The sequence below is a fragment of the Shewanella saliphila genome (assembly GCF_014648295.1).
Taxonomy (GTDB): domain Bacteria; phylum Pseudomonadota; class Gammaproteobacteria; order Enterobacterales; family Shewanellaceae; genus Shewanella; species Shewanella saliphila.
In genome coordinates this window covers 58,433-70,170 of the sequence record NZ_BMQV01000002.1, presented here as the reverse complement: position 1 = coordinate 70,170, position 11,738 = coordinate 58,433, and the positions used below count along the sequence as shown (strand labels likewise).

Genomic DNA, 11,738 nt, shown 5'->3' with positions numbered 1-11,738 from the left:
TGACGTGCTTAGTCTGTTTTTGTAGAGATAGATATTCAGGTATAAATCTGAAACAGAAAAATAACCTTACAACGGGGAAGATAAATCAATATGGCAATGTTAGAAACGATCATTAATTTCATGAACAGCCTACTATGGGGCAAGTTATTGGTATACGGCTTGGTTGGTGCCGGTCTGTTTTTTACCGTACGTCTTGGCTTTATTCAGATAACTCACTTTGTTCATGGCATTAAAGTATTATCTATCAGTCGTCGTCCTGGTAAGCATGGACTGTCTTCATTTCAGGTATTTTGTACCAGTATGGCGGCCCGGGTTGGCGCAGGTAATATGGCTGGTGTTGCCGTCGCTATTGGTACCGCTGGCCCCGGTGCTGTGTTCTGGATGTGGGCAATTGCTGTGCTAGGTATGGCTACCGCGATGATCGAATCAACCTTAGCCCAAGTTTATAAAGTGAAAGACACTGACGGACAATACCGTGGCGGTCCTGCTTATTATATGGAAAAAGGCTTAGGCCAACGTTGGATGGGGGTATTGTTTTCATTCTTCCTAATTTTAGCCTTTGGCTTAGTCTTTAATGCAGTGCAAGCAAATACCATCACAGGGGCAATGACTCAAGTATTTGGTTTTGAGCCTACCTATATCGGCATTGGTATTGTGATATGCAGTGCATTTGTGATTACAGGTGGCTTAAAGAAAGTCGCTAAAGCCTCTGAATTAATCGTGCCTGTCATGGCTGTTGCCTATATCGCCATTGCGTTTGTGGTGGTGGCAATGAATATTGAAAAACTCCCAGATGTATTTATGTTGGTGATAAACAGTGCATTTGGCTGGCAAGAAGCGGCCGCTGGGGGTATTGCTTATAGTGTTGCACAAGCAATGCAAGCCGGTATTGCGCGTGGTTTGTTTTCAAACGAAGCTGGTATGGGCAGCGCGGCGAACGTTGCAGCAAGTGCATCACCCAATCCTAACCACCCAGCATCACAAGGCTTTGTGCAAATGATGGGCGTGTTTGTAGACACTATTGTAATCTGTACTGCCACTGCAGCCATTATTTTACTCTCTGGTGATGCTGCTGCCGGTTCTGACGGTATTGCTAAAACCATTAGCGCTTTAACCAGCCATGTTGGTGATTGGGGCGGTGCCTTTATTGCTTTTGCTATTTTGCTGTTCTGTTTCACCTCTATTATTGCTAACTATTCTTACGCTGAAACCAATGTGATGTTTTTGTCTGGTAACAGTAAAAAAGCCTTACCCATTTTCCGTATTGTTGTTTTATGCATGGTTATGTTTGGTTCACTCGCTAAAATCAGTTTAGTGTGGGACTTAGCGGACGTATCAATGGGCTTAATGGCGATTGTTAACTTGGTGGCGCTTGTGTTGTTATCTGGTTTAGCGGTTCGAGTCATTAATGATTACCGTGAGCAAATCGATGCGGGTATTGATCCTAAATTCGACACTAGCAAATTTCCTGAATTGGCAGATCAGTTAGAAGAGAAAATTTGGCCCAATTCTGCTGAAGCAACCAAAAAGTAAGATTTATCTATTAAGGTAATCGAAAAAACCATGTCATTGCGGCATGGTTTTTTTATATCAGTTCAGTATCATAAAGCTATGATTTTATTTGGAGCGAACTTATGCTGGTTTTAGTTTCACCTGCGAAAACATTGGATTTTGAAAATCCTCCAATAACCAATACATTTACTCAGGCTCCTTTATTAAAGCAAAGCCAAGAGTTGATAGATGTTTGCCGTGAGTTAACCCCAATGGACATTGCCAGCTTAATGAAAGTAAGCGATAACATTGCAGGATTAAATGCAGCCCGTTTTGCTGATTGGCAACCTCCTTTTACGCTCGATAATGCTAAGCAAGCTATCTTTGCATTTAGAGGCGATGTGTATACTGGCTTTGATGCTGATAACTTATCTAAAGCGCAAATTGACGCTAGCCAAAAGCATTTGCGCATTTTGTCAGGCTTGTATGGTTTGCTCAAACCGCTTGATTTAATTCAGCCTTATCGCTTAGAAATGGGCACAAAATTGGCTAATCCTAAAGGCAGTAATCTTTATGCTTTTTGGGGCGAAACCATTACCGAGGAAGTGAATAAAGCATTAAAAGAGCAGGACGATGATATTATCGTTAACTTAGCATCCAACGAATACTTTAAATCGGTCAAGGTTAAGCAACTTGATGGAACGCTCATTACGCCAGTGTTTAAAGACTGTAAGAATGGTCAATTTAAGGTGATTAGTTTTTACGCTAAGAAAGCACGTGGCTTGATGGCTCGCTATATAGTTGATACTCAACCTAATAGTATCGAACAACTAATTCAGTTTGATCTTGAAGGCTACTATTACAGTGAAGAGCAATCTACACCGACAGAACCTGTTTTTTTACGTGCGGAACAAAACTAGTGAGCCGTTTTTAGCTCTACTTCTTTGTAAAAATAAAGCCCTCAACTAGACATCTAGTTGAGGGCTTTTTACTGTTTAAGCGTTATGGCGCTTATATTTTAGTGCTGCTGTTGTTTTTGTTTAAGAGGTCTTAAATCAATTTCAGACTGCGCCATCATGTAAGCAAATTGCGCATAAGCGGCTGCACTTTGAGCCAGTTTTTTAGGATCGATTTTATCTAAGGTATCATTCGGCGTGTGGTGATAATCAAAGTAATCAGTGCCATCTTGTCTGAGCGAGGCAACGGGTACGCCCAAGGCTGGCATGATTGATACATCTGGACCACCCGAAGCTTCGTTGTTACCCATTTCAACACCAAATAAGGTCATTGCTGAGTGTTCTTGCTTAACTTGCTCATAGGTCGCAGGATTAACATTAAAATCAATCTTGTAAACAGGACCTGCGCCAAAGTCTGATTCAGCAGCAATATAGTGTTTATCTAGCTCGTCTGCATGTTGTTCTGCGTAGGCTTTTGCGCCCACTATGCCAACTTCTTCTGCTGCAAATAATACCACTCTAATTGTACGAGCAGGTTTTTGGGGTAAATCTTGAATGAGTTTAGCGGCTGTGGTTACGATGGCGACGCCCGCACCATCATCAATTGCACCCGTGCCTTCATCCCAAGAGTCTAAGTGAGCACCAATTAATACTATCTCATCAGGTTTGCTGCTGCCTGTTACTTCAGCAATCACGTTATATGATGTGGCTATGCCTTGATTTTCTGATGTCATGTTTAATGACAGTACCACTTTAGGGTCACGCTTTAGCATGGCATTAATTAAATCAGCATCTGGATTAGACATTGCAGCAGCAGGGATTTTAGGCACGTCTTCTTGGTAACGCATCATACCGGTATGTGCCATTCTGTCATGATCTGTACCAATAGAGCGGATCACAATCGCTACAGCGCCTTTTTCAGCTGCGGCAATTGCCCCACGAGAACGGCCGCCAACGGACTCACCGTAGCCTTTGCCTGTAATGTGGCGTTCAGTTTTATGGTCGATAAAGACAATTTTCCCTTCAATGCGGCCAGGAGAGGCATGGGTTAATTCTTCTAAACTTTCAAAGCGCACAATAGGGGCTTGAATACCATTAACGGGTGTTGCAATACTGCCACCTAGCGCGGTAACCACTAAAGGTTGCTCATACGGAGATACCACACTCGCGTACGCAGTACCGCGTGACCATGCCGGTACTTGAACTGACTCTTTGTACACTTTATCAAAACCCATCAGCCACAACTTTTCCATGGCCCATTCAACGGCGACGATGTCTTTTTCTGTGCCAGCGAGTCTGGGGCCGACTTCAACGGTTAGCGATTCAACAATGTCATAGCTCAATTGAGATGCTAATGCTTGTTTTGCCAGTTTCTGGCTAATTTGAGCATCATCTGAGTTATTAATAACTAATTTTGGGGTGGAAGTTTGAGTTGGCAATATATTTTGGCAACCAACAAGTGCGACAAAAATGGCGCCGACGAGGCTGGCTGTTTGATAGTGTTTCATGAGTTTCCTTTGATTATTTTAGCTAAGTCTCATTTTTTAAAACAATCTACCAAAAAGTGTGCTTTATGTCCCGACTCTATTTGTAAGGGAACGCTATATTAGAGCGGGGTTAGATTAGGAGAACATACTCGTGATGAATATAGAAAAAATGCAGCAGCAAGCAGATCATGCAGTAGTGTTGCTAAAAGCATTAGCAAATGAACGTAGATTGTTTATTTTGTGCCATCTTCTTAATGAAGGTGAAATGTGTGTCGGAGAGATGAATAAAAAATTAGGGCTAAGCCAATCGGCTTTATCTCAACATTTGGCATGGCTTCGAAAAGATAATTTAGTATGTACCAGAAAAGAAGCACAAACGGTTTTCTATTCATTGAAGAGTGATGAGGTAAAAGAGCTGATCCAAGTGCTAAACAATATGTATTGCCATTAATACTATCTCACGAACGTCTTAATGAATCGTTCATTAAGACGTTTCGCGTTTTCTTGTCTGTAACTGTGATAACTTCAATTGGTTTTACTGCACAATAAATTAAGCTCATCGTGAGTATCAATTGTGTGTTGTCGATCTCCCTCATGCACAGCCTACCACTCAACTACTGCTCTCGTTATCCGGATTGTGGCTCGCTTTTAGGTTTATCCGAGTGTATAAAAGTGCAGCTATTTGGTTTGAGTATACAAATGGTAAAGCATTGTTGATTTGGTGAGTTTTGAAAAGCTTGTGTAGGTAAGTGATTAAATTTTAGGTATAAAAAAACCGGCATAAGCCGGTTTTTTAAAATCTTAATCGTAAGAATTAAGCAGCAATTGCTTTGATTCTTGCGTTTAAGCGTGCCTTTTGACGAGCGGCTTTATTCTTATGAATAAGACCTTTAGTCGCCATACGGTCAACAATTGGTTGTGCAGTAGCGAATGCTTCTGTAGCCGCTTTATGGTCACCGCTCTGGATAGCAGCGATAACTTTTTTAACGTATGTACGTAACATTGAGCGACGGCTAGCGTTATGCTGACGACGCTTTTCAGACTGAAGCGCGCGCTTCTTTGCAGACTTGCTATTAGCCAAGGTGCAACTCCTAAAAACTGGATTTGATACTTTTAAAGGCCGAGGAATATGCCTGCTTTTTATCGTCTTGTCAACGACTGCGATTGAATATTCATCATAAAGATAAATTAATCCAACCTAGCATGCCTATCTTCAACCCAACTCGTGTAATATGTGGCGCAATTCTACCAGCTCTTTAGTCGGTGTGACAGGGCTAGAATCGAATATTTGTCATAAATCCCATTAATTTTCTTTGAAGTGGCTGAGTCTCTGGGGGCTGTTTGAGCAAAAAATTATTTAAATCAGGTCTAATTGTGAGTGTTATGACCCTGATTTCGCGAGTATTAGGTTTAGTTCGCGACGTAGTCATTGCCAATTTAATGGGCGCGGGTAGCAGCGCAGATGTATTTTTCTTTGCTAATAAAATTCCTAACTTTTTAAGGCGTTTGTTTGCTGAAGGTGCTTTTGCGCAAGCTTTTGTGCCTGTTTTAACCGAATATCAAGAAAAGATGACCCCAGAAGATACGCGGGAGCTGATCGGTAAAGTAGCCGGTACCTTGGGCTTATTGGTTACCATTGTCACATTGTTCGGTGTGATTTGCTCGCCCGTGTTAGCAGCACTTTTTGGGGGTGGTTGGTTTTTAGATTGGTTAAATGATGGTCCTAATGCTGAAAAGTTTGAATTGGCATCATTGATGCTCAAAATTACCTTCCCATATTTGTGGTTTATTACTTTTACCGCACTTGCAGGCTCAATTTTAAATACCCGTGGACGCTTTGCTGTATCGGCATTTACTCCAGTGTTTTTAAATATCGCGATTATTTGTGTTGCGATGTGGTATGCCGATACCCTCGAAAATCCTGAAATTGGTTTGGCCTGGGGGGTATTTGCTGGTGGGTTGATTCAGTTTTTATTCCAAATCCCTTTTTTAATTCGCGAAAAAGCACTCGTAAAACCTTCGTGGGGATGGAGTCACCCGGGCGTTGTCAAAATTAGAACCTTAATGGTGCCGGCGTTATTTGGTGTATCGGTTTCACAAATCAATTTATTGTTCGACACGTTTATCGCGAGCTTTTTGATGACAGGCTCCATTAGCTGGTTGTATTACGCAGACAGGTTACTTGAGTTTCCGCTGGGACTGTTCGGTATTGCCATTGCAACGGTCATTTTACCTGCATTATCACAAAAACATGTTACCGCCCAAGGCTCAGGTTTTAATCAAACAATGGATTGGGGGGTCAAAGCCATTTTGTTGTTGGGCACACCAGCCATGCTTGGATTAATTATATTAGCGAAACCGATGTTGATGGTGTTGTTTATGCGCGGCGCATTTAGCATCAACGATGTTGAAATGGCTTCTTACAGTTTGGTGGCTTATGGTTGTGGCTTGTTAAGTTTTATGATGATTAAGGTGCTCGCGCCGGGTTATTACTCACGCCAAGACACCAAAACTCCAGTAAAATACGGAATCATTGCCATGGTGAGTAACATGGGGTTTAACTTAATCTTCGCCATACCCTTTGGTTATGTCGGTTTAGCACTGGCGACATCATTGTCGGCGTTGTTAAACGCAAGCCTTTTGTACCGTGGTCTTCATCGTGCTGGTGTGTATAAAATGAGCCGGCAAACGCTTTTCTTTACCGCAAAAGTAATCGTGGCCACAGCTATAATGACATTAGTGATTACCTATTTTATGCCGCAAATAAGCGAATGGCTTGAATGGCATACATTTGAACGCATGGTGATGCTATTTGAATTGATAGTGGGCGGCGCCTTGGTGTATTTATTGAGTTTACTTGTGATGGGCGTTCGACCTTGGAAAATAAAACGTCAATCAACAGCAAACTGATATAAGCATTGATAAACAACACGGCGAGTTTAGCTTAAAACGAGTGGAATTATATCAGGTGGAAACTCGCATCTGACATTGGTTTGGGTATATAATCTGCCGATTTACAATTGGCAGTTATTGAGCGTAATGGAATTAATCCGCGGTATACACAATATTTTACCTTCTCATCATGGTTGCGTATTAACCATCGGGAATTTTGACGGTGTCCATCGTGGTCATGCGCAAGTGATAAGCAACTTAGTGAATAAGGCGCATCACTTTCAATTGCCAGCCACTGTAATGACTTTTGAGCCGCAGCCACAAGAACGGTTTCGTGGTGCAGATGCTCCAGCTCGCTTAAGCCTTTTACGTGACAAAATTCGGTTGCTCGACGAGCTTAAAATCGAACAATTGTTGTGTATTAACTTTACTGTCGCTTTTGCTAATCAACCTGCAGAAGTCTTTATTGAAGATTTACTGGTCAAAAAACTGGGTGTGAAATATCTGGTTGTAGGTGACGATTTTTGCTTTGGTAAAGGTCGTGTTGGCAATTTTAATATGCTGGTTGCTGCGGGTAAAAAGTTTGGCTTTACCGTGGTGAGCACTCAAAGCTTTATGGTGGGCTCACTTAGAGTCAGTTCTACTGCAGTGAGAGAGCAGCTTGCATTAGGTCATCTAGAGCAAGCCAGGCGTTTATTAGGGCATCCTTTCATACTCAGCGGTCGTGTTGCTCACGGGCAAAAAATTGGCCGCACTATTGGATTTCCTACTGCCAATATTGCGTTAAAAAGAAATGTGGTTCCGGTGCGCGGCGTGTTTGCTGTGCGTTTATATTGGGATGATAGTGATATTTATGAAGGTGTTGCTAATGTGGGTTTTAGACCGACAGTCAATGGGCAAACCTGTAGATTAGAAGTCCACTTGTTTGATTTTTCCGGTGATTTATACGGTAAACGAGTGGAAGTGGAGTTAGTAGCAAAAATCCGTGATGAACAACCTTTTGAATCATTGGATGCGCTAAAAAAACAAATTTTAAATGATGCAAACGAAGCGCGGGCTTTGTTTAGCAACGATGCTAGCTGAAACTAATCAGCTTTAATAACGGTATGGGATCAATGAGCGACTATAAATTTACTTTGAATTTGCCGGAAACAGAGTTTCCGATGCGCGGTAATTTGGCAAATCGCGAGCCAGAAATGTTAACTCGCTGGACGCAAGATGGACTGTACCAACAGATCCGTGACAGCCGTACTGGCCGTAAACCTTTCATTTTGCACGATGGCCCTCCATACGCTAATGGCAGCATTCATATTGGTCACTCTGTAAATAAAATTCTGAAAGACATTATTATTAAATCAAAAACCATGTCAGGTTTTGACGCACCTTATATTCCTGGTTGGGATTGTCACGGTTTACCGATTGAGCTCAAAGTTGAGCAAAAAGTGGGTAAGCCAGGGGTTAAAATCTCTGCTGCAGAATTTCGCGAAGAATGTCGCAAATATGCTGCAACCCAAGTTGCCGGTCAACGCGATGACTTTATTCGTTTAGGCGTATTGGGTGATTGGCAAAATCCGTACTTAACCATGGATTTTTCAACTGAAGCGAATATCGTTCGCTCGCTAGCAAAAGTTATCGACAGTGGCCATTTACATAAAGGCGTTAAGCCAGTGCATTGGTGTACCGACTGTGGCTCAGCACTTGCTGAAGCAGAAGTTGAATACGAAGATAAAACCTCACCAGCAATTGATGTGGCTTTTGTTGCTGTAGACAGTGCTGCCGTGGCTGCTAAATTTGGTGTTGAAAACTATGCCAAGCCGGTTGCAATGGCTATTTGGACTACGACTCCGTGGACTCTACCTGCTAACCGCGCGTTATCACTTAGCCCTGAATTAGATTACAGCTTGGTTGAATTTACCAAAGAAGGTGAAACAACCACACTGGTTTTAGCACAAGTGTTGGTTGAGTCTTGTCTTGAGCGTTATGGCGCCGAGTCACACACTGTTTTAGGTGAAGTGAAAGGTGCTGAGCTTGAGCTTATGCGCTTTAATCACCCATTCTACGCATTCGACGTCCCAGCTATTTTAGGCGACCATGTTACTACTGATGCGGGTACCGGTATTGTTCATACTGCACCTGGCCATGGTCAAGACGACTTTGTGGTTGGTCAAAAATATGGTCTAGAAGTGGCAAACCCTGTTGGCGATAATGGTGTTTATAAGCCAGATACAGAGTTTTTTGCCGGTCAGCATGTATTTAAAGCCAATGCAAATGTGGTTGAATTACTTGAAGAAAAGGGCGCGTTATTGCTGCATGTGCCTTATCGTCATAGCTACCCACACTGCTGGCGTCACAAAACGCCCATTATTTTCCGTGCAACGCCACAATGGTTTATCTCTATGGATAACCATGGTTTACGTTCGCAAGCATTGAAAGAAATTGAAAAGACGCAGTGGATCCCAGATTGGGGTCAAAGCCGTATCGAAAAAATGGTAGAAAACCGCCCAGACTGGTGTATTTCACGTCAACGTACCTGGGGTGTACCAATCACACTATTTGTACATCGCGAAACTGAAGAACTGCATCCAGATAGCGTGTCATTAATGGAGCGTGTTGCTCATCGTATTGAGCAGCAAGGTATCCAAGCTTGGTGGGACCTTGATGCAAGCGAGCTACTCGGTGATGAAGCCGATAAATACCGTAAAGTCACTGACACATTAGATGTATGGTATGACTCTGGTTCAACTTTTTCATCAGTGGTTGCTGCGCGCCCTGAATTCCATGGTCACGAAATCGATTTATACCTAGAAGGTAGTGATCAGCACCGTGGTTGGTTTATGTCGTCGCTAATGATTTCAACTGCGATGAATGGTAAAGCACCTTATAAACAAGTGCTAACCCATGGTTTTACCGTTGATGGTAAAGGCCGCAAGATGTCAAAGTCTGTGGGTAATGTGATTGCACCTTTGCAGGTGACTAACAAGCTTGGTGCAGACATTTTACGCTTATGGGTTGCTGCGACTGATTACAGCGGTGAAATGACCGTATCTGACGAGATTTTAAATCGCAGTGCTGATGCATATCGCCGTATTCGTAATACAGCGCGTTTCTTGTTAGCAAACCTAAGTGGTTTCAATCCTGAAACTGACATGATTGCGTCTGAAGATATGGTGGCGCTAGACCGTTGGGTTGTTCGCCGTGCAGCAGCGCTACAAAAAGAAATCATCGAAGCATATAATCAATATAACTTCCACCAAGTAACTCAAAAGCTGATGCAGTTCTGTTCAGTTGAGTTAGGTAGTTTTTATCTTGATATCATTAAAGATCGCCAATATACCGCTAAGCAAGAAGGACATGCTCGTCGTAGTTGTCAATCTGCGTTATTCCATATTGCAGAAGCAATGGTACGTTGGATGACACCTATCCTTAGCTTTACCGCTGACGAAGTTTGGCAATTATTGCCTGGTAAGCGTGAAAAGTACGTATTCACTCAAGAGTGGTATCAAGGCCTTGATGCTGTCACTTTAGATACTGATTTAAGTGATGACTATTGGGCTAAGCTGTTAGATGTTCGTAACGAAGTGAACAAAGTGCTTGAGCAAGCACGTCGTGATAAGCGTATTGGTGGTTCATTAGAAGCTGAGCTTACGCTATATGCTGATGCTGATTTAGCTGCGCAGTTAGCAAAAGTCGGCGATGAACTTCGCTTTGTGTTATTGACTTCAAAAGCGGCAGTTGCTGATTTATCTCAAGCGGGCGATGACGCAATTGAAACCGAGTTAAGCTCACTTAAATTAGTGGTTAGCAAAAGTGACGCACAGAAGTGTGAGCGCTGCTGGCACTACCGTGAAGAGGTTGGCACCATCGAAGCTCACCCAACATTGTGTCAACGTTGTGTGACCAATATTGAGGGTGAAGGCGAACAACGCGAATTCGCTTAAGGAAGCACTAATAATGAGTTCTGTGCCATTAACTTGGAAAGACAGTGGCTTGCGTTGGTATTGGGTAGCTGCATTGGTGTTTTTAGCCGATCAGCTATCTAAACAATGGGTACTGAGCAACTTCGAATTGTATGACTCGGTTAACTTACTGCCATTTTTTAACTTCACTTACGTAAGAAATTACGGCGCAGCATTTAGCTTTTTAAGTGATGCCGGTGGCTGGCAACGTTGGTTATTTACCGTTATTGCGGTGGGGTTTAGTACTTTATTAACCATTTGGCTACGTAAGCAGTCGCACACTATGTGGCGCAGTAATTTAGCTTTTACCCTTGTAATTGGTGGGGCGCTAGGTAATTTAGTTGATCGCTTAATGCATGGCTTTGTCGTGGATTTTATTGATTTTTACTGGAATACCAGCCATTACCCAGCCTTTAATATCGCCGATGCTGGCATATTTGTTGGTGCGATATTAATCATTTGGGAATCGTTTAAACCAGAAGCTAACGCGTCAGAGGAGCAATCTCACCGTGACTGATTTATCTAAACAAGATGGCCATGCACTTGTATGCCACATGAATATCGTGCTTGAAGACGGCTCAACAGCCGATAGCACTAAAGCCTCGGGTAAACCAGCTCGTTTAAACATTGGTGATAATAGTTTAAGTCCTGCATTTGAAGCTCAACTTAAAGGCTTGAAAGAAGGGGATAAACATCAATTTACACTCGCACCGCAAGATGCGTTTGGTGAATCAAATCCTGATGCAATCCATTATATGGACCGAAGCCGTTTTCCTGGGGATATGAAGCTTGAAACCGGCGTGATAGTGAGCTTTGCAGGACCAGGAGGTAGTGAAATCCCTGGTGTTGTGCGTGACACTGCGGGCGATTCAATTACCGTTGATTTAAACCATCCATTAGCCGGCCACACCATTACATTTGAACTTGAAGTGGTCAGTGTTATAACGGAATAAAGG

At 42.7% G+C, this 11,738-nt stretch carries 10 protein-coding genes; 8 read left to right on the top strand and 2 right to left on the bottom strand.

Going from position 1 to position 11,738, the window contains the following annotated elements; genetic code table 11:
* The first annotated feature begins 96 nt into the window (after nt 1-96).
* Entirely contained in the window at nt 97-1,533 is a 1,437-nt protein-coding gene (locus IEY48_RS02015; protein WP_188916940.1) for an alanine/glycine:cation symporter family protein, read from the top strand.
* Between the two features lie 101 nt (nt 1,534-1,634).
* A complete protein-coding gene (gene yaaA, locus IEY48_RS02010) occupies nt 1,635-2,411 on the top strand; it encodes a peroxide stress protein YaaA (protein WP_188916735.1) in 777 nt (258 codons plus the stop codon).
* 98 nt (nt 2,412-2,509) lie between these two features.
* On the opposite strand, the gene IEY48_RS02005 is transcribed toward yaaA, so the two are convergent.
* Nucleotides 2,510-3,955, bottom strand: coding sequence for a M20/M25/M40 family metallo-hydrolase (locus tag IEY48_RS02005; protein ID WP_188916734.1), 1,446 nt, complete (start codon nt 3,953-3,955; stop codon nt 2,510-2,512).
* Between the two features lie 133 nt (nt 3,956-4,088).
* On the opposite strand from IEY48_RS02005, the gene IEY48_RS02000 reads away from it, so the two are divergent.
* Complete coding sequence (locus tag IEY48_RS02000) at nt 4,089-4,385, top strand: ArsR/SmtB family transcription factor (protein WP_188739374.1); 297 nt, start codon at nt 4,089-4,091, stop codon at nt 4,383-4,385.
* A 363-nt stretch (nt 4,386-4,748) separates the two neighbouring features.
* Here the strand turns inward: IEY48_RS02000 and rpsT are convergent, their stop codons facing one another.
* A complete protein-coding gene (gene rpsT / locus IEY48_RS01995; protein ID WP_188916733.1) occupies nt 4,749-5,015 on the bottom strand; it encodes a 30S ribosomal protein S20 in 267 nt (88 codons plus the stop codon).
* Nucleotides 5,016-5,275: 260 nt separating this feature from the next.
* Between rpsT and murJ the strand changes: the two genes are divergently transcribed.
* From murJ to fkpB, 5 genes are all read left to right on the top strand, one after another.
* Nucleotides 5,276-6,844, top strand: a complete 1,569-nt coding sequence (murJ, locus tag IEY48_RS01990) for a murein biosynthesis integral membrane protein MurJ (protein ID WP_188916732.1) — start codon at nt 5,276-5,278, stop codon at nt 6,842-6,844.
* 129 nt (nt 6,845-6,973) lie between these two features.
* Nucleotides 6,974-7,909 (top strand): bifunctional riboflavin kinase/FAD synthetase, encoded by a 936-nt coding sequence (gene ribF / locus IEY48_RS01985; RefSeq protein WP_188916731.1) that lies wholly within the window; start codon nt 6,974-6,976, stop codon nt 7,907-7,909.
* A gap of 32 nt (nt 7,910-7,941) precedes the next feature.
* Nucleotides 7,942-10,764, top strand: coding sequence for an isoleucine--tRNA ligase (gene ileS / locus IEY48_RS01980; RefSeq protein ID WP_188916730.1), 2,823 nt, complete (start codon nt 7,942-7,944; stop codon nt 10,762-10,764).
* A 22-nt stretch (nt 10,765-10,786) separates the two neighbouring features.
* Nucleotides 10,787-11,299: a signal peptidase II gene (gene lspA, locus IEY48_RS01975; RefSeq protein WP_188916939.1), complete on the top strand. Its 513-nt coding sequence runs from the start codon at nt 10,787-10,789 to the stop codon at nt 11,297-11,299.
* Entirely contained in the window at nt 11,292-11,735 is a 444-nt protein-coding gene (fkpB, locus tag IEY48_RS01970) for an FKBP-type peptidyl-prolyl cis-trans isomerase (protein ID WP_188916729.1), read from the top strand. Before lspA ends, fkpB begins: the two co-directional genes overlap by 8 nt.
* Nucleotides 11,736-11,738 lie beyond the last annotated feature (3 nt).

Bases quoted from the DNA above. Each gene is read 5' to 3' on its own strand.
- yaaA (WP_188916735.1), top strand. From the start codon at position 1,635: ATGCTGGTTTTAGTTTCACCTGCGAAAACATTGGATTTTGAAAATCCT.
- IEY48_RS02000 (WP_188739374.1), top strand. From the start codon at position 4,089: ATGAATATAGAAAAAATGCAGCAGCAAGCAGATCATGCAGTAGTGTTG.
- ileS (WP_188916730.1), top strand. From the start codon at position 7,942: ATGAGCGACTATAAATTTACTTTGAATTTGCCGGAAACAGAGTTTCCG.
- IEY48_RS02015 (WP_188916940.1), top strand. From the start codon at position 97: ATGTTAGAAACGATCATTAATTTCATGAACAGCCTACTATGGGGCAAG.
- IEY48_RS02005 (WP_188916734.1), bottom strand. From the start codon at position 3,955: ATGAAACACTATCAAACAGCCAGCCTCGTCGGCGCCATTTTTGTCGCA.
- ribF (WP_188916731.1), top strand. From the start codon at position 6,974: ATGGAATTAATCCGCGGTATACACAATATTTTACCTTCTCATCATGGT.